The organism is Vibrio sp. YMD68, assembly GCF_029958905.1.
GTDB lineage: Bacteria > Pseudomonadota > Gammaproteobacteria > Enterobacterales > Vibrionaceae > Vibrio.
The window spans coordinates 902,922-922,392 of record NZ_CP124613.1 but is presented as its reverse complement, the minus strand read 5'-3'; the positions used below and the strand labels follow the sequence as shown (position 1 = coordinate 922,392).

The 19,471-nt window shown below is 41.1% G+C and carries 19 protein-coding genes; 2 read left to right on the top strand and 17 right to left on the bottom strand.

The features are described 5' to 3' along the window. Positions 1-27 precede the first annotated feature (27 nt). The 4 genes from QF117_RS04135 to QF117_RS04120 form a co-directional block, all read right to left on the bottom strand. Positions 28-369: an SH3 domain-containing protein gene (locus QF117_RS04135; protein WP_213867509.1), complete on the bottom strand. Its 342-nt coding sequence runs from the start codon at positions 367-369 to the stop codon at positions 28-30. A 133-nt stretch (positions 370-502) separates the two neighbouring features. Next, the gene (locus QF117_RS04130) at positions 503-1,099 is read right to left on the bottom strand and encodes a class I SAM-dependent methyltransferase (RefSeq protein WP_282384833.1); all 597 of its coding nucleotides are present in this window, start codon (positions 1,097-1,099) and stop codon (positions 503-505) included. A 472-nt stretch (positions 1,100-1,571) separates the two neighbouring features. Then, positions 1,572-1,910 carry a DUF6404 family protein gene (locus QF117_RS04125; protein ID WP_282384832.1) on the bottom strand — a complete coding sequence of 113 codons (339 nt, stop codon included), beginning with the start codon at positions 1,908-1,910 and terminating at the stop codon, positions 1,572-1,574. Between the two features lie 640 nt (positions 1,911-2,550). After that, positions 2,551-3,084, bottom strand: a complete 534-nt coding sequence (locus QF117_RS04120) for a J domain-containing protein (protein ID WP_282384830.1) — start codon at positions 3,082-3,084, stop codon at positions 2,551-2,553. 1,292 nt (positions 3,085-4,376) lie between these two features. On the opposite strand from QF117_RS04120, the gene QF117_RS04115 reads away from it, so the two are divergent. Further along, positions 4,377-4,619, top strand: a complete 243-nt coding sequence (locus QF117_RS04115) for a type II toxin-antitoxin system ParD family antitoxin (protein ID WP_282384828.1) — start codon at positions 4,377-4,379, stop codon at positions 4,617-4,619. After that, a complete protein-coding gene (locus tag QF117_RS04110; protein WP_170908050.1) occupies positions 4,616-4,915 on the top strand; it encodes a type II toxin-antitoxin system RelE/ParE family toxin in 300 nt (99 codons plus the stop codon). The genes QF117_RS04115 and QF117_RS04110 overlap by 4 nt, the downstream gene beginning before the upstream one ends. Positions 4,916-5,026: 111 nt before the next feature. Here the strand turns inward: QF117_RS04110 and QF117_RS04105 are convergent, their stop codons facing one another. The 13 genes from QF117_RS04105 to QF117_RS04040 all read right to left on the bottom strand — a co-directional run bounded on the left by QF117_RS04105 (position 5,027) and on the right by QF117_RS04040 (position 19,423). Next, positions 5,027-5,392: a hypothetical protein gene (locus QF117_RS04105; protein WP_282384827.1), complete on the bottom strand. Its 366-nt coding sequence runs from the start codon at positions 5,390-5,392 to the stop codon at positions 5,027-5,029. Between the two features lie 1,019 nt (positions 5,393-6,411). Further along, on the bottom strand, positions 6,412-6,954 hold the full coding sequence (locus QF117_RS04100; RefSeq protein WP_282384826.1) for a DinB family protein: 543 nt from the start codon (positions 6,952-6,954) through the stop codon (positions 6,412-6,414). A 468-nt stretch (positions 6,955-7,422) separates the two neighbouring features. Then, positions 7,423-7,731, bottom strand: coding sequence for a DUF2834 domain-containing protein (locus QF117_RS04095; protein WP_282384824.1), 309 nt, complete (start codon positions 7,729-7,731; stop codon positions 7,423-7,425). Positions 7,732-7,853: 122 nt separating this feature from the next. Continuing rightward, positions 7,854-8,750, bottom strand: coding sequence for a hypothetical protein (locus QF117_RS04090; RefSeq protein WP_282384822.1), 897 nt, complete (start codon positions 8,748-8,750; stop codon positions 7,854-7,856). A gap of 645 nt (positions 8,751-9,395) precedes the next feature. Beyond that, complete coding sequence (locus QF117_RS04085; RefSeq protein WP_282384820.1) at positions 9,396-10,028, bottom strand: hypothetical protein; 633 nt, start codon at positions 10,026-10,028, stop codon at positions 9,396-9,398. 156 nt (positions 10,029-10,184) lie between these two features. Further along, complete coding sequence (locus QF117_RS04080; protein ID WP_162299004.1) at positions 10,185-10,859, bottom strand: hypothetical protein; 675 nt, start codon at positions 10,857-10,859, stop codon at positions 10,185-10,187. A 694-nt stretch (positions 10,860-11,553) separates the two neighbouring features. Continuing rightward, positions 11,554-12,570, bottom strand: a complete 1,017-nt coding sequence (locus tag QF117_RS04075) for an SUMF1/EgtB/PvdO family nonheme iron enzyme (RefSeq protein WP_282384819.1) — start codon at positions 12,568-12,570, stop codon at positions 11,554-11,556. A gap of 135 nt (positions 12,571-12,705) precedes the next feature. Continuing rightward, positions 12,706-13,176, bottom strand: coding sequence for a GNAT family N-acetyltransferase (locus tag QF117_RS04070; protein ID WP_282384818.1), 471 nt, complete (start codon positions 13,174-13,176; stop codon positions 12,706-12,708). 148 nt (positions 13,177-13,324) lie between these two features. Continuing rightward, on the bottom strand, positions 13,325-13,846 hold the full coding sequence (locus QF117_RS04065) for a GNAT family protein (protein ID WP_282384816.1): 522 nt from the start codon (positions 13,844-13,846) through the stop codon (positions 13,325-13,327). A gap of 1,674 nt (positions 13,847-15,520) precedes the next feature. Continuing rightward, on the bottom strand, positions 15,521-15,793 hold the full coding sequence (locus tag QF117_RS04060) for a hypothetical protein (protein ID WP_282384815.1): 273 nt from the start codon (positions 15,791-15,793) through the stop codon (positions 15,521-15,523). Positions 15,794-16,746: 953 nt separating this feature from the next. Then, on the bottom strand, positions 16,747-17,277 hold the full coding sequence (locus tag QF117_RS04055) for a hypothetical protein (protein WP_143026631.1): 531 nt from the start codon (positions 17,275-17,277) through the stop codon (positions 16,747-16,749). 106 nt (positions 17,278-17,383) lie between these two features. Then, positions 17,384-17,938 (bottom strand): hypothetical protein, encoded by a 555-nt coding sequence (locus QF117_RS04050; protein WP_282384809.1) that lies wholly within the window; start codon positions 17,936-17,938, stop codon positions 17,384-17,386. An 861-nt stretch (positions 17,939-18,799) separates the two neighbouring features. Beyond that, the gene (locus tag QF117_RS04040; RefSeq protein ID WP_134837604.1) at positions 18,800-19,423 is read right to left on the bottom strand and encodes a hypothetical protein; all 624 of its coding nucleotides are present in this window, start codon (positions 19,421-19,423) and stop codon (positions 18,800-18,802) included. Positions 19,424-19,471: the final 48 nt, after the last annotated feature.

The following is a 19,471-nucleotide window of genomic DNA, read 5'->3' as shown; positions in this document are numbered from 1 at the left end:
CGTTGGGAATCCCTCTTAAATTGTTTGTTATGTACGTTGTACCGAGCGCACTGGTACCCAACCAACTTCACCCGTTGACCTCGAAACTCGATACCACTCATTGAGTTCGAATAGCACTGATAGTTTTTCACCAATGACAGTATTGAGCTCAACATTGTCATAGTCTTTAAGCAAGATTCCTTCAGAGAAACCTTCCATCTTTTCGATATATTGAACTGGAGCCCAACCCTGTTCCCCTTCACTGCTGGTTATAAAGATCCAGTTGGGAAACTCGTCGTCAATTGTACCTAGAGCTACTTTATCGCCTTGTTTCAAATAAAACGGATTGGGATATTCTGAGACGTGCTTTTCAGTAGAAACTACTTCCATATTTTCTCCAAAGTACATAACGCCGCGTTAAGTAGTGAGCAACGCCACCCCTATCTAAACCATTGTGCCGTAAACACTAAATTCAAAGCAAACCGAAAATGCCGAGCGTTGCGAATCTGTCTTAAACGCTTTGTTATGTACGTTTCACTGCGACCACGGAATATGTATGCCAATGCTTCATTCTACCCAATGAAGTTTTCTCTGTTTCATCACGTTCAAAGAACCTGACTATTTCAAAACCCGAGAACAGAGCCTTTACTTCTGATTCCGACAACGATGTTGTAGGACTACGATAGTTGTTAGCCCAGCTGTCTTTGAAACCCATGAAGTCACCAGCAAACACCCCACCGATTTCAATTGAAGATCTGATGTTGCTCCAAGTCGATGCAAATTGGTTTGGGTCAGCGAAGAACAAACTGGAGTTTGCGATAACTACACCAGATTTTGGATAGTCGAACGACTCAAACGAGTACGCTGAAATATCCACTAATGACTTTGACCCAAACCTATCTTTACAAATAGCGACTGAATCAGGATTAATATCGAAGCCATGAACTTGATAACCCTGTTGTTCGAGGTATTCGATATCACTGCCGGTTCCACAACCACAGTCAGTGGCTACTTTGAGGTTTGATTCATTGAGTCTGACAGCAAATTCAGTACGTTTTGAATGTGGGCGAGATAGTACCTTTTCGTAGTACTGACGCCAAATTTCAGCATTTTCATCCATAAGTTTCTGATTTTCCGTAAAAGTACATAACGCTTTACTAAGTGGCTGTTACCACTGACTTTACCGAGCCTATCAGACTTCAAGCCGAGAGTGCCCAGCGTTTGACAGTCCACTTGAGTAATTTGTTAGTCGGTGGCTTTGCCATTGAATACTGACTATTGACGCAAGCCTTTGATATAAAAACCAGGCTCGACATTTGTAGAACTTACTTAGGTAAAAACTCGTCATTTGACTAGGCCAAACGTAGCGCCCTTAATTGAATATCAACATCATGCGATCCAGTAGCGCCAAAAAGCATTGCCAGTGAAATGATGCGGTGACGATGACTGAACGAGCTTTTACCCTAAAACCTTTCAAAGCATTAAACGACTAACGCCAAACTAACCCGCACGAAACGTTGGCATAGACTTTTGCGAAGCAAAAATGCCAAGCGTTGGAGTGTCGGGTTTAGTGCCTTGTTAGGTTTTAATATTTACACAAGATCTGTCCAATTGGTCAAACCTAGCTGTTTTTTACGAACCAAATAGAAAACTGACATTAATAACCCAAAAAATAAACCACCAAATATGTTTTTAAGCAGAAGTTGGGGAAAAGGTATGGTGTCATTGAACCAATTCAAAATGCTAAATATTAAGCCGAACAAAAAGCTATTAAAAACAAGGTTGATAGTGAACTTTTGATAATACGGTGGTGGAATTTGTATACCAATCAACCTAAATAACTTCATGAGAGGAGGGTTAAAGTTGGATTTCCAAACACCTTTGCTTTCAAGTTCTTTATGTGCAGCTTCTAGTTGAGATTCATATGACATTTGAGCTTCCTTACCCATGACATGAAGAAATTGAAATAAAACCTAACGCCTTACTAAGTGGCGCTGCCACTGAATTATCCAAGCATACCAAACTCCAAGCCGAGAGTGCCAAGCGTTTGAGCGTCCACTTGAGTAATTTGTTAAGACTTGCTTTGAAAGCAGACTTTGCATTGACGCTGTAGTGAACGGCCAATGACAAAACTTAACAACACCGCTAAACGAACAGACCGATTTAATACGAAACAATCGAAAGCGGTGAGCCACGAAACCCGATATGCACTGAGACAGCAAGCCGCCCACTGAATTCACGCGTTCAATAATGAACTGCGGGGAAATCTAACTCTACGAGTACGATGAGAGTTTGTGAGCAGATAGCAACAATCGGTTCGAGAAACGCGCTTCAAAGCGGTAACCGCTAAAATTTGAATTACGCCCAAACTGGCTTTTACAGCGCACAGAGTAAAAAGCCACATAACCGCCCAAATTTCAAAGTACGACAAACTTGAAGTGGTCGATTGCAGAGCTATCTAGCCAAAAAATCACAGCGAGTCTTAACGCCGCGTTAAGGTGTGACGCTCGCTTGGCTATACTTGAGCGAAGCGAAACTGCCAAGCGTAAGGAATCACTCTTAAATGCTTTGTTATGCCACTTCGTTTTTCAATTTCTCATATGAGTCGTTGATTCGTTGCATCATAGGTTTGCTTCCACCTTTATCTGGATGATGGATGGATGCTAGGCTTTTATAGCGCTTTCTAAGTTCTTGGCTGCTGGGTAAAGATTCATACCCAAGAATATCTCGCTCTGTTAAGGTGCAGTCAGACTCAAGCAGTTGACTTCTCAAATTGGTATTTTCCTGAGTCAGAAAATCGACATGCCTCTCAGCCTCACCAAGTTGCGATTTCAGTTCATTTATTCGTTGGTTAGCTTTACGGATAGTTTCATTCGCTTTGTCTAACAAAGAGTTATCACTTTCTTTGCTCTCTCGTTTAGTGCCTGACTCTAAATATCCTAGTTTAGCTAATACGTATGTAGCCCTTTCTCTTTCGGTATCGTTGTAATAATCAGTGTGGAGACGGCTTAGCATTAATTTAGCTGTTTTGACTGAAAGCTCCTCACTACCTTCAAACAGGACTGCTCTCTGCTCAGCATGAGCAGACGAAAAAATATCAAACATGATAAAAGTAACTCACAAAAAACATAGGGTAATAGTAACAAGTAAGTAGTCGAAGATATACTCACAGTAGCATAACGCCCTGCTAAGCGGCAAATAAACCCACCGCTTAACTTAAAATTAATACCGTAAACACCTGAGTCAACCAGACCAAAAATGCCACGCGTTTATTTGTCCGTTTGAGCAGTTTGTTAAGACTTGCTTTGAAAACCGACTTCGGATTGACGCTGTAGTGAACGGCCAATGACAATGTTGAAAACACCGCCAAACGACCATACCGATTTCAAAAGGAATACCTAAAAGCGGTGAGCCACGAAACCCGATATGCACTGAGATAACAAGCCGCCCACTGAATTAACGCGTTCAATTATGAACTGCGGAAAAACTAGCCTCAACGAGTACGATGAGAGTTTGTAAGCAGACAGAAAGCATCGGTTCGAGAAACGCGCTTCAAAACGGTAACCGCTAAACTTTGGATTACGCCCAAACTTGCTTTTACAGCGCATATAGCGAGAGCCACATAATCGCCTAAATTAAAAAGCACGATAAACTTGAAGTGGCCGATTACAGAACTATCTAGCCAAAAAATCACAGCGAGTCTTAACGCCTTACTAAGTGGCGCTGCCACTGAATTACCCAAGCATACCAAACTCCAAGCCGAGAGTGCCAAGCGTTTGAGCGTTCACTTGAGTAATTTGTTAAGACTTGCTTTGAAAGCCGACTTCGGATTAGCACTGTAGTGAACGGCCAATGACAAAACTCAACAACACCGCCAAACGACCATACCGATTTAAAACGAAACACTCAAAAGCGGTGACCCACGAAACCCGATATGCACTGAGCAAAAACGCCGCCCACAAAACTGATGCGTTCAATAATGAACTGCGGGGAAATCTAACTCAACGAGTACGATGAGAGTTTGTGAGCAGATAGAAACCATCGGTTCGAGAAACGCGCTTCAAAACGGTTGCCACCAAACTTTGGATTACGCCCAAACTGGCATTTACAGCGCAAATAGTGAAAGCCACATAACCGCCTAAATTTCACAGTACGACATACTTAAAGTGGCCGATTGCAGAAATATCTAGCCAAAAAATCACAGCGAGTCTTAACGCCGCGTTAAGTGGTGAGCAACGCTACCACCAGACCTAACCCATTGTGCCGTAAACACTAAATTCAAAGCAAACCGAAAATGCCAAGCGTTGGGAATCCGTCTTAAACGCTTTGTTATGCGCCTTGCGCCCGCGTCAATTTAGTACCATAATTAGGTATTAATTGGTACTGAGGATTATATCATGGCTAAAAATACAAGTATTACTCTTGGCGACCACTTCGATGGATTTATTGCCGGTCAGATCCAAAGCGGACGATATGGCTCTGCCAGTGAAGTGATTCGTTCTGCTTTACGCTTATTGGAGACGCAAGAAACCAAAATGAACACTTTACGCCAGTTACTCGTTGAAGGCGAAGAAAGTGGAACTGCTGATTATGATCTTGATTCTTTCATCAATGAACTAGATAGCGAAGAAAGAAAATGAAACCATTTCAACTAACTAATAAGGCTAAAACTGATTTACGTGATATTGCCTTGTTTACCTCACGCCGTTGGGGACGAGAACAACGAAATATATATTTGAAACAATTTGATGATTCATTTTGGTTGCTTGCTGAAAACCCTGACATCGGAAAGACTTGCGATGAAATCAGAGACGGTTATCGAAAGTTTCCGCAAGGTAGTCACGTAATTTTTTACCGTCAAGTTGGTAGCCAGAATATTGAGGTAATTCGTATCTTGCATAAGAGTATGGATGTTAACCCTATCTTTGGCGCATAACGCCGCAATAAGCGGTGAGTAGGCGCGTGCTATGTCTGAGCGAAGCGAGTTCGGCACGCGTTTACGAATCCGACTTGATTGCTTTGTTAGCAGTATGATTTGCGTGGATATCTAGTCCGCCATGAAGCTAGCTTTACTATGAGCATCAGCGTCTGACTGAGCTTGACAGCTTTCACAATAACCGCCTTGATCTTGGTAGTACTCAACCAGATCATTATCGTCCAAAATATTACTGCATTCACGATGATGATCTTCTAATTCATGTGTATAACCGGAACATTGGACATCTTCAATTAGATGGCGGATAGCACTGTCAAAATGATATTTTTGATTTGATGATAAAGACTCGTAGCTATTCCCAACGGCAAACCGAGCAATGCCCAGTACAACTCCTTCATCGGCATTGCTATCACGAGCCGATTGTTCAAGAATCTCTGGGCTATTAGTAATGATTTCATTTAGGGCATTTAAGTTCATGTTTTTATCCTTATGATTTTTTGAATAGAGCCGGTTTTCAATAATACTGCTAACGCCTTACTAAGTAGCGCTGCCACTGAATTACCCAAGCATATCAAACTCCAAGCCGAGAGTGCCAAGCGTTTGAGCGTCTACTTGAGTAATTTGTTAAGACTTGCTTTGAAAACCGACTTTGTATTGACACTGTAGTGAACGGCCAATGACAAAACTCAATAACACCGCTAGACGACCAGAGCAATTTCAAACGTAATACTCAAAAGCGGTGGTCCACGAAACCCGATATGCACAGAGCCAAAAGCCGCCCACTGCACTCACGCTTTCAATAATGAACTGCGGAATAATCCAACCCAACGAGTACGATGAGAGTTTGGAAGCAGATAGAAACCATCGGTTCGAGAAACGCGCTTCAAAACGGTAGCCGCTAAACTTTGGATTACGCCCAAACTGGCTTTTACAGCGCACAGAGTAATAAGCCACATAACCGCCCAAATTTCAAAGTACGACAAACTTGAAGTGGCCGATTGCAGAACGATCTAGCCAAAAAATCACAGCGAGTCTTAACGCCTTACTAAGTGGCGCTGCCACTGAACTCCCCGAGCATACCAAACTCCAAGCCGAGAGTGCCAAGCGTTTGAGCGTCCACTTGAGTAATTTGTTATGGGCCGCCCACGCTATTGAATGCTGATTATTGGCAAAAGGTTTTGAAATTGAAACCGATGCTCGCAATTTGTAAAGCTTACTTAACGTAATAACTTGGCCGTTTGCACGACCAAACAAATCGCTAAAATTGACACTTAAATGATGAGTTCCCGTATGCACATTTTACTCGACCAGAAAACGATGTTCGAGACAAAAACAGAAACTACCATCACCTCAAAACCTTTCAGCGTAATAGGCCGCCTAACGCCACGTTAAGTAGTGAGCAACGCCACCACCCTGCTTAAACCATTGTGCCGTAAACACTAAAGCTGAATCAAACCGAAAATGCCGAGCGTTGCGAATCTGTCTTAAACGCTTTGTTATGTACGTGCTCCCTCTGGCACGATCATAGGTAGGTCTGTACAGCCAAAGTCTAAACCAAACTGACTTAACAAACAGGTTAGCTGCCCCCTGTGATGGGTTTGATGATTGAAAATATGTTGGCAGAACTCACCAACTGTTCGTTCAATTACCTGCCCCTCTGTTGTCGTGTATCTGACTATTTGATTACAGCTATCAGCGGTAAACTGATTAGTGATTTCCATGTAGGTCGAGTCTACAAGTTCTCGTAATTCGGAGAGTTCGTCTAGATTCGAGGCGAACGTGTCAGAAACTGACTTAGAAACGGGTAATTTCTCTAAAACGGTAGCTTCAACTGATACTAACCCATTTGCTACAAGGCGTTGTAGCATAATCAAGTCACCGAACAAAATATGATTCCAGTGAGCCATGATGGTAGGGAAAAATGAGTTGGTATTCTGATGCAACTGCTCATGAGTCAGCTTACTGCAAACACCAAGTAACTGCCTATTCATTCGCTGATTATACAGCGCCAACATCCTGAAATTTGAGGATAAATCCATTTGACCTCCAAAGTACATAACGCTTTACTAAGTGGCTGTTACCACTGACTTTACCGAGCATATCAGACTTCAAGCCGAGAGTGCCCAGCGTTTGACAGTCCACTTGAGTAATTTGTTAGTCGGTGGCTTTGCCATTGAATACTGACTATTGATGCAAGCCTTTGATATAAAAACCAGGCTCGACATTTGTAGAACTTACTTAGGTAAAAACTCAGCATTTGACGAGGCCAAACATAGCGCCCTAAATTGAATATCAACGTCATGCGAACCTGTAGCGCCAAAGAGCATTGCCAGTGAGACTATGCGGTGACGATGACTGAACGAGCTTTCACCTCAAAACCTTTCAAAGCGACAACCGACTAACGCCTTACTAAGTGGCGCTGCCACTGAATTTAACAAGCATACCAAACTCCAAGCCGAGAATGCCAAACGGTTAGCGTCCACTTGAGTAATTTGTTAGGGCTGTAGTTAAGAGGATTGCTTTTCTTTTAGGTAAAAATATAGCGGAAGGCCAAAAGAAACACCAATAGACAACGTCCCCAAGACTGCAACATATCGATGTTTCACTTCATTTCTCTTACCGTCCACCATGATAAACCCCAACAGAGCAACAGCAGAAACAAGAACATCCAACCAAGCAAATATGCTAATGGGATTTGCCACAGCTTGATTGAATAATAAAGCTATATCTAAGCCATTGGAGGCCAGCCATGGGCCAAATGCACCATATGGTAATAGAACGCCTAAGAAAGTAAGAACCAAATAAAACCTGACCATTTCGCCATCCTTGCTAATATTTTGTAGAAAGCCCTAACGCCGCATTAAGGTGTGAGCGACGTTTGGCTATACTTGAGCGAAGCGAAACTGCCAAGCGTTGCGAATCACTCTTAAATGCTTTGTTAGGTTAATTTTTCACGCATGCTGTTTATTTTATTCTTCGCATCAAGTTCAAAACAAATATCATCCCAGTAAGTTGAAAACCTAATGTCGGTATCAAAAAACTTGTCTGTTAAGAGGAACCTTTCACGCAGTTCATTAAATTTGCTCTCTATTGAACTTACTGATAATACACTATCAAAGTAGAGTTTCTTCGCATCGCTATAAGTTAAGCTTTGGCAACCACAATCAAGCTTGTGCTGTGGATATATATTAGTCTCAAAGTTATTCTCCAATGCTACTTGATCCAATACCGTCACAACATATTTCTTAAAAGAACTAACAAATAAATCATGTGCATTTAAACATACTAAGCTGATGTTTTTATCACTCAAATCCTCATTAATGCTAGATTTAATATCAGTTAATTCTTGATGGTTATTCAAACCATTAACTATAGACTTATTAACAGACAACAGTTCGTTTGGGTATACCTTTTCATCCACACCAAACATAACATAGTATGGTGAAGCAACTTTTAATGTCGTTTGCTTGTAGTAATAAGCCCCAAAGCAGCAAGAAAAAACGATAACGAGCCCCAAGCCTATTTTTTCGTTTATTTTCAGAAGGTATTGATTTAGCTCAGACCATTGAATCAGATCACCGTCAATCTCTATGCCAAACTTGGAGCCATGCACCTCAAGGAATAACATAATCCCATCAGATGGCTCAGCATCATAATAGATTGTGTCTAATGCACCTAAAAACTCGGTTTTCGTCTGCTTAACTAGATACTTTGAGTCTGTTACACTCGAGATCTGTTGAATGTGAATTTCAATTTCTTTTCCCGTCTTGAAGTCATTCTCACGTAATGATTCAATTACACGTACTTTATTTATTTCTAAGCTCTCAATCTTCAAACGTATTTTCTCCAGGTTAACCTAACGCCCTGCTAAGCGGCAAATAAACCAGCCACTTAACTTAAAGTTTGCACCGTAAACACAATAGCCAACCATACCAAAAATGCCACGCGTTTATTTGTCCGTTTGAGCAGTTTGTTAAGACTTGCTTTGAAAACCGACTTTCCATTTTACGCTGTAGTGAACGGCCAATGACAATATTGAAAACACCGCAAAACGACCAGACCAACTTCAAACGCAATACTCTAAAGCGGTGAGCCACGAAACCCGATATGCACTGAGATAACAAGCCGCCCACAAAACTGACGCGTTCAATAATGAACTGCGGGGAAATCCAACTCAACAAGTACGATGAGAGTTTGAGAGCAGACTGAAAGCATCGGTTCGAGAAACGCGCTTCAAAACGGTAACCGCTAAAATTTGGATTACGCCCAAACTGGCTTTTACCGCGCACAGAGTAAAAAGCCACAGACCCACATGAATTTCAAAGCACGACAAACTTGAAGTGGCCGATTCCAGAGTTACCTAGCCAAAAAATCACAGCGAGTCTTAACGCCGCATTAAGGTGTGAGCGGCGCTTGGCTATACTTGAGCGAAGCGAAACTGCCAAGCGTTGCGAATCACTCTTAAATGCTTTGTTAGGGCTTACCCAAAACGAGAGTTGTACTTCTCTAGAGCCTTACAGTCCAATGAGTACTTATAAAATGTCTTGGACCATATTGAAATATCAGGATTTCCGATACCAGATAAACCATTTATCTCTATGAAGTAATGTGAATCTTCAATCGCAGATAGTAGCCGTATGTGCTCAGTATCTAAATAAGGCATGATTTTTAAAATTTTATCTATTAGTTGAATAGAACTCATGCGGTAATCATTTAAAAATTGAACCCAATTCAATCTTGATGAATCATACGACGAAATCATTGGGGCATCGCTGTTTGGGACGACTTTGAGGAAAAATTCATGTATTTTTTCCTGTTCGAAGTAGTCTTCCTCCCCTATATACCCAACTTCCTTTTTGATCGCCCGAATCACACTTTTATAGTTACCCACAACACGACGAGACTTTGAGAAAACGTAAGTCTTAACATTATCTTTATCTGATTGTTCTTTTACATGTACGATTATTAAATAGAAAACGTAACTAGCAACCAATCCAATGCAGAAGTTATAGTACGCATTTAATAGCTTCTCACCACCATGAAAAAGTTCTGGTAGTTCGCCAAAGTATAAATCTATTGCCAATATCGACGTAATACTTAATAACGCCAACATGCTGATAGTCCGATTTGAGGACCTCATAAGTGAGAAAAACTTCTTCATAATCTCCTAAGCCCTAACGCCGCATTAAGGTGTGAGTAACGCGACCACGAGACTTGACCTTACCATCGTAAACACTGAACTCAACGATAGAATGAAAAATGCCAAGCGTTAGGAATCACTCTTAAATGCTTTGTTAGGCATATTTTCTGACAATAGCTGACTAACTTCCTTTGGGTACTCTTTGGAAAGAATCCAGCCTCTACACAAGTTAAATAGAGAGTCTACAGATTCATAAAATGCTGCTACTGCTTCTAGATAGTTTTGCTCAGGAATAAAAGCTTGCTCATGAGAGATAGATACTCCGATACCTCCATTCTCATCACTTTGAGAAATGATCCCATGAATGTGCTTTTCTGATAGGTGTATAAATCCTGAACAGTTCTTATACACGCCTTCCATCCAAGGAAACTTCGGGTTAAACGTTTTCAGCAAATACCAATCTTGTAACTTTTGATTGTCTCTACTTTTAATTTTACTCACAGATTCGCCAGAGAGTACTTTATTCGCAAATTCATGAGGGTCGTCAACTAATGTAGACGCAGCTAATCGAAGAATACTATCTACTTGCATTCGCAGGAACGGAGCAGCGGAAATATAGTTCCTTTCTTTAATTAGATGAATAAATGCATGCAAATTGCATTTTGAACGATTTACAGCAGCGAGGAACAAGAAGTCCAATGGATACATTTTTGAACCATCAGCTTCCATAATACTCTGAGCATACTTAATATGCTCTTTATCAGTTCTCTCAAGCCTTTCTAAATATTTCTCAAGCTCTACCATTTTACCCTCATATGCCTAACGCCCTGCTAAGCGGCAAATAAACCGACCACTTAACTTAAAATTTGCACCGTAAACACAATAGCCAACCAGACCAAAAATGCCACGCGTTTATTTGTCCGTTTGAGCAGTTTGTTAAGACTTGCTTTGAAAACCGACTTCGGATTGACGCTGTAGTGAACGGCCAATGACAAAGCAGAAATCACCGCTAAATGACAATACCGATTTAATACCAAACAATCGAAAGCGGTGAACCACGAAACCCGATATGCACAGAGACAACAAGCCGCCCACTGAATTTACGCGTTCAATAATGAACTGCGGGGAAATCTAACTCTACGAGTACGATGAGAGTTTGTGAGCAGAGAGAAAGCATCGGTTCGAGAAACGCGCTTCAAAACGGTAACCGCTATAATTTGGATTACGCCCAAACTGGCTTTGCAGCGCACGTTGTTAGAGCCACAAAACCACACGAATTTCAAAGTACGACAAACTTGAAGTGGCCGATTGCAGAACTACCTAGCCAAAAAATCACAGCGAGTCTTAACGCCCACTTAAGCGGACAAAAATTGTTGGCTATAATTTTGTGAGGAACGAACAATAGCCAACTGTTTTTGTTCCGTTTAAAGTGCTTGTTAGCTATCAATTTATGCGGACAGAATTTCGGTATAAAACGCAATTACTTGCTGTATTTATGTTAATCGAATAATTCACACAAACGAAAACCTAAAGGAGTAATAGAGCCTAATGAATGTCTCCGAGTGCAACGCGTTAAATCGAAGTTTCCATTGAACCCCCCACCTCTTGTTATTGGGTGTTGTGGGTCTGCTTGGCTAAAGCCGTCTTCAATAAACTCACCACCAGGATAAGGCTCATATAACGCGCTTGTCCACTCTTCAACATTGCCTGCTAAGTCATATATGCCATAAGAAGATCGAGATTCCGTAAAGCAGCCAACAGGTGTTGTATTTATTAAACCTAACTCCAATGAGTTGCAGTATTCTTTATTGAATTTGTCTCCCCAAATAAACTGCTTGTAATCATTATTACCCGTAGCCACTTCCCATTGTTCTTCACTTGGTAAACTAAACTTTCTACCTGTCTTTTTACTCAACCAGTCGCAATATTCAATAGCAGTTGTTTTATTAATACTGTGAACGGGATGATTTCCTCGTGTTTGAGGAAAAGTGCCGTTCAGCCAACTTGATGGGATTTCTTTCTCAGGGTTCTCCTTCAAAAATGCAAGATACTCTATATTAGTTACAGGATATTTTCCCATCGCAAATTTCTGAAGGTTAGAAACGTATCTAGGAGTTTCTTTTTCTATCCATGACTTTCCAATACCGATTTTCCCCATCTCAAGCATTTCTAGATCCAAATTTTCAATGCTCAATCCCAGTTGGTAACTCCCTTCTGAAATCAATGCCATTTGTGGGTTAAGAGTATCTATTCTTGGATCAAGTAGTGATGCTAGCTGGTTTAAAATGCAAATTCTAAACTTCAATGATTGCTGATCAACTAGAGCTTGGCAGTTGCTCGGATTTTCTAAAATTGTAGTTACTAGTTTATTACACTGTTTAGCCTCTTCAATAGATAAAGAATAAGCATTTCCTGTATTGGCTGTTTCTCTACCAGCGGCTTCAAGTACCATCCTATTGTTTTCTTGATAAATAAATTCCATTTTTTCACCTGTTACAATAACTAAATTATTCATTAAATGTTTTTGGGTTTATAGCCTGTATGCCAGGCAACACTGATAGCTAACGCCGCATTAAGGTGTGAGCGGCGCTTGGCTATACTTGAGCGAAGCGAAAACGCCAAGCGTTGCGAATCACTCTTAAATGCTTTGTTAGATTAATCTTTTTACGCTTAGCTGACCACGACTACTAACTTGTCCCACATCTTGCCAACCGTGTTTAGTATAAAAGCGTTTACCTTGAGAATTTTCAGCAAGGTACCTGAGTTCAGCGTACTTGCAACCGTCAGACTTAAAGCGGGAAAACACAAAATCTTGCAACTCTATGCCTAAGCCTTGATTACGGAAATTTTGTTTAAGGTAAATAAGATATATGTATCCATACAGCTCACCTTTATCGTTTTTTAAACCACTCTCGAACTCTAACTGACCGATAATCTTTCCTTCATGAAACACGTGATAAAAACCTGTCCCATCAGCTTTATTACCTAATTTTTCGAACCACTTTTGGACTGAATTTATGTCAAATGCGTCATCGGAACCATAACTAACAATATGCGCATCTCTTCGAAACGAAATGCACATATCCATATTTCTATCCAAATCAACAGAAACAAAATCCATTTTTAGCTCCGTAATTCAATGATTAATCTAACGCCCAATTAAGGGGTGAACAACGCCTCCACCCAAACCTAACGCATTGTACCGTAAACACTAAATTTGAAGTAGAAGCAAAACTGCCAAGCGTTGTGAATCCCTCTTAAATTGCTTGTTAGTTGCGTTCTGACCACTCCGACCGTAACACCCCATATTTGACGGAGTCATAGTATTCACCCTTGTAGTAACGAACCTTTCTAAGTCTTGCTTCTTGCTGAAAACCCAGTTTCAAAGCCAAAGACATCATTCGAGGATTACCCGACCAAGTAGTTAAACCAACCCTCTCGATTTCTTTAGTTGCGAACAAGTATGATACCCATAAAGGTAGAGCAAGCGCAGCAATTCCCTTACCCCAATACTGTGCATCATAAATAACCACACCAGCTTCAAGCCAACGCGTTTCTTTACATTCCCAGTAGCAACTAACCGTTCCAACAGGAATATCGTCAACAGTGATTAATTGTAAGTCTAAGCCCGCTAGTAAACGCTGAAATGATGAACTTTCAAACTGTTCTAGTGTTGGGTGAGAATATGGAAAGTAAGGACCATTGAACTTCATCCATTCATCATTTGAAATAACCAAAGAATGGAGAGGTTCCAGTTCGTCTTCCTTGGCTGGTCTAATATCTACTTTCATATCTTCCTCAATGCTTCCAAATTCTTTGTAGCAAACTAACGCTCTGCTAAGCGGCAAATAAACCGACCACTTAACTTAAAATTAATACCGTAAACACAATAGCCAACCAAACCAAAAATGCCACGCGTTTATTTGTCCGTTTGAGTAATTTGTTAAGACTTGCTTTGAAAACCGACTTTGCATTGACACTGTAGTGAACGGCCAATGACAATATTGAAAACACCGCCAAACGACCATACCGACTTCAAACGCAATACCCAAAAGCGGTGGTCCACGAAACCCGATATGCACAGAGCCAAAAGCCGCCCACTAAATTTACGCGTTCAATAATGAACTGCGGAAAAACCAGACTCAACGAGTACGATGAGAGTTCATGAGCAGACAGAAAACATCGGTTCGAGAAACGCGCTTCAAAACGGTAACCGCAAACTTTGGATTACGCCCAAACTGGCTTTTGCAGCGCAAATAATGAAAGCCACATAACTACATGAATTTCAAAGTACGACAAACTTGAAGTGGCCGATTGCAGAACTATCTAGCCAAAAAATCACAGCGAGTCTTAACGCCTTACTAAGTGGCGCTGCCACTGAATTACCCAAGCATACCAAACTCCAAGCCGAGAGTGCCAAGCGTTTGAGCGTCCACTTGAGTAATTTGTTAAGACTTGCTTTGAAAACCTACTTTGCATTTTACGCTGTAGTGAACGGCCAATGACAATATTGAAAACACCGCCAAACGACCAGACCGATTTCAAACGTAATACTCAAAAGCGGTGAGCCACGAAACCCGATATGCACTGAGCAAAAAAGCCGCCCACTGCACTCACTAGTGCAATAATGAACTGCGAAAAAACTAGACTCAACGAGTACGATGAGAGTTTGTTAGCAGATAGCAACAATCGGTTCGAGAAACGCGCTTCAAAACGGTAGCCGCTAAACCTTGGATTACGCCCAAACTGGCTTTTACAGCGCACAGAGTAAAAAGCCACAGACCCACATGAATTTCAAAGCACGACAAACTTGAAGTGGCCGATTACAGAGTTACCTAGTCAAAAAATCACAGCGAGTCTTAACGCCTTACTAAGTGGCGCTGCCACTGAAGTACCCAAGCATACCAAACTCCAAGCCGAGAGTGCCAAGCGTTTGAGCGTCCACTTGAGTAATTTGTTAGGGGCCGCCCACGCTATTGAATGCTGATTATTGGCAAAAGGTTTTGAAATTGAAACCGATGCTCGCAATTTGTAGAGCTTACTTAACGTAAAAACTTGACCATTTGCAGGACCAAACAAAGCGCTAAAATTGACACTTAAATGATGAGTTCCCGTATGCACATATTGCTCAACCAGAAAACGATGTTCGAGACAAAAACAGAAACTAACATCACCTCAAAACCTTTCAACGCAATAGGCCGCCTAACGCCTTACTAAGTGGCGCTGCCACTGAATTACCCAAGCATATCAAACTCCAAGCCGAGAGTGCCAAGCGTTTGGGCGTCCACTTGAGTAATTTGTTAAGACTTGCTTTGAAAACCGACTTTGCATTGACACTGTAGTGAACGGCGAATGGCAAAACTCAACAACACCGCCAAACGACCAGACCGATTTCAAACGAAACACTCAAAAGCGGTGAGCCACGAAACCCGATATGCACTGAGACAACAAGCCGCCCACTGCACTCACGCGTTCAATAATGAACTGCGGAATAATCCAACCCAACGAGTACGATGAGAGTTTGAAAGCAGACAGAAACCATCGGTTCGAGAAACGCGCTTTAAAACGGTAACCGTTAAAGTTTGGATTACGCCCAAACTGGCTTTTACAGCGCAAATAGTGAAAGCCACATAACCGCCAAAATTTCGCAGTACGACAAACTTGAAGTGGCCGATTACAGAACTATCTAGCCAAAAAATCACAGCGAGTCTTAACGCCTTACTAAGTGGCGCTGCCACCGAACTTCCCAAGCATACCAAACTCCAAGCCGAGAGTGCCAAGCGTTTGAACGTCCACTTTAGTAATTTGTTAAGACTTGCTTTGAAAACCGACTTTGCATTGACACTGTAGTGAACGGCCAATGACAATATTGAAAACACCGCCAAACGACCAGACCAACTTCAAACGCAATACTCTAAAGCGGTGAGCCACGAAACCCGATATGCACTGAGACAACAAGCCGCCCACTGAATTCGCGCGCTCAATTATGAACTGCGGAAAATCCAACTCAACGAGTACGATGAGAGTTTGAGAGCAGACTGAAAGCATCGGTTCGAGAAACGCGCTTCAAAACGGTTGCCGCTAAACTTTGGATTACGCCCAAACTGACTTTTACAGCGCACAGAGTAAAAAGCCACATAACCGCCTGATTTTCAAAGTGCGACAAACTTGAAGTGGCCGATTACAGAACTATCTAGACAAAAAATCACAGCGAGTCTTAACGCCTTACTAAGTGGCGCTGCCACTGAACTCCCCGAGCATACCAAACTCCAAGCCGAGAGTGCCAAGCGTTTGAGCGTCCACTTGAGTAATTTGTTAGGGGCCGCCCACGCTATTGAATGCTGATTATTGGCAAAAGGTTTTAAAATTGAAACCGATGCTCGCAATTTGTAGAGCTTACTTAACGTAAAAATTTGACCATTTGCAGGACCAAACAAAGCGCTGAAAGTCACACTTAAATGATGAGTCACCGTATGCACGTATTGCTGAACCAGAAGATGATGTTCGAGACAAAACCAGTTACCACCCTCACCTCAAAACCTTTCAACGTAATAGGCCGCCTAACGCCTGCATAACACGTTTGCTACTATACAGACCTAGCTGAATTTTAACGCCTTAATCACTGAAACTAAAGACAAACCTACAACGCCGAATGTAGCAAATCGTGTTGATGCGATTGTTATGTTTCGCCCTACAACGACTGACCAACTTCCCAAACGCACGCTACACAAGATACAGGTTTAACATACCTACTTTGTTTGGTATCGAACGTTACTTTATGAAGTGGCTTTACTTGATAATTAGCTAAACATTCAATGTGTGCTTGGCGACCATCGTCAGGTAATTGATGCTTAAATACGTCAACTAAAGCACAAAATAATCGAATACACTTTTCTTCTTTTATCCGGCCAAGTTTTTCAATATCGTTTTGATATGCCGTCGTCGTATCTCGTAACTTAAATTCAATTGCTACTATATAACCAGAATCCAATTTAAAAACTAAATCAGTTGGTCCGCCATTTTTAAGATCACATTCCCTACACCATTCAACTGTCGTTTCACCAAAGATACTCTTTGATTCTTTGATAATTGCCTTACCGCATTCATATGCAAAAGCTAACTCTGGCATATGAAATATACCTTCCTGTGCAATATCAGATAGTTCTTTATTTTCACTCTCAGCCACAGAGCAGATTATCTGAGCGATACGATTAATATCCATATTTTCCCTTTAGAAACATAACGCCTCAATAAGAGGCTAAAAATTGTGGGCTAAAATATGAGCGAAGCGAGATAGCCCACTGTTTTTAGTCCTTTTAATTGACTTGTTATGCGCTGTACTCACCATTTTTTACTTTTCTTGTATCTGACATCCACCACTCACACATATCCCAGAAATCTAATTCAGTGGCTTCATTTCCCATACTTTTACGAATTTCGATAAGGAAGTTACCTAGAAGCTCCATCATATCTTTAAGAAAATCAGTTGCTTCTGAATTATTCTCCTCCATATTATAGAAATATTGCATTAAATTATTGTAAGCTTTAACCACAGAGTCATCAGCCATTAATGCAAGCTTAAATCCATGGCGTCGGTATTCCAGTGTTAGCATCGTGTTAGTGCCAACAGTATTTTTATCTTTGCCTTTATTATTTTTGTCAGACTTCCACGCGGCATCAGACATTAATAAAATAATAAATGGCTCTAAAATTTTATTATATATTTCAATTCGGTCATCTCTCAATTTATTCTCAAGGTCTATTTTTCTTTCGATATTATTTTTGATTTTCCAACCTAGTGTTGAAATTATTAAAACAATTATTGGCGTCGCAATACTTCCAAATGCGGTAACAAAATCTAACCAATGCTTTTCTACTGCCATAACCAACTCCATTTAGTAAATAATGTACGTTCAACCGAAGAGCGCATAACGCTTTAATAAGTGGCTGTTACCACTGATTTTTCCGAGCCTATCAAACTCCAAGCCGAGAGTGCCCAGCGTTGATAAGTCCACTTAATTAACTTGTTAGTCGGTGGCTTTGCCATTGAATGCTAACTATTGGCACAAGCTTCTGCTATTAAAACCAATACTCGACATTTGTAGAACTTACTTAGGGCAAGGCTATGCATTTAACTCGGCCAAACGAAGCGCCCTAAATTGAACATTAACATCATGCGATCCAGTAGCGCCAAAAAACATTGCCAATAAAACAATACGCCGAAAGTTACTGAACCAACTTTAACCTTAAAACCTTTCAAAGCATTAAACGACTAACGCCTTAATAAGTGGCTGTAACCACTAGAATTACCGAGCCTATCAGACTCCAAGCCGAGAGTGCCCAGCGTTGATAAGTCCACTTAATTAATTTGTTAGTCGGTGGCTTTGCCATTGAATGCTGATTATTGGCACAAAGTTTTGTTAATAAAACCAATGCACGACATTTGTAGAACTTACTTAGTGCAAGGCTATGCATTTAACTCGGCCAAACGAAGCACCCTAAATTGAACATTAACATCATGCGATCCGGTAGCGCCAAAAAACGTTGCCAGTAAAACAATACGACGAAAGTTACTGAACCAACTTTAACCTTAAAACCTTTCAAAACATTAAACGACTAACGCCCTGTTAAGGTGTGAGCAACGCAATACCGAAGCTACCGCATACCACCTTAAACACTAAACGCAACGCATAGTAAAAATGCCACGCGTTGCGAATCACTCTTAAACAGTTTGTTAGGCGAATTTAAACCGCTGCTTGTTCTAGTTCATTTCTATAAGCTACTAGCAGCTTTCCAAGAATTGATAACATTTCGTTGAAACACTGTAATATTTCAATCCAACTTTCATCTGGAAAATTGTTATCTTCAGCACTTATGTGAAACTTAACCGAGCGAAGACCGTTTTCACCCAAAGAAGAGATGGAGTCAAACACTTGCCTTTCAGAAAAGTGCACATAACCTGATGTGTATTTATAAACATCTTTCACCCAAGGGTAATCTTGCGTCATTCTGTCAATTAGGTAACCATCTCTCAGCTTCTTGCCGTCTCTGCATTTAAAAGAGTTCAATGCCTTACCACCGATGACTTTAGTCGCCATATCTGAAGGCTCTTCTACATACGTGTAAGCAAGTAATCGACTAATTGTGTCCAATTCCATTCTCACGACTGCTCGTGAGCAAGTCATGTTTCTCGAAGCCACCAATGCTTGTAAACCACTAGCAAGACTCAATGAGCGCTTAATAGCCCCAATCATAATTAGGTCTAGAATATACATGGGCTGACCGTCACCGCCGATTGCTTGCATACCGATTCGAGGTAAATGCTCAATCCAACCCTTTAATTTGTCTAATTCGCTATCAATACACATTCTTATTTATCTCACCATAAACTTAAGATGACCAGATTCGCCTAACGC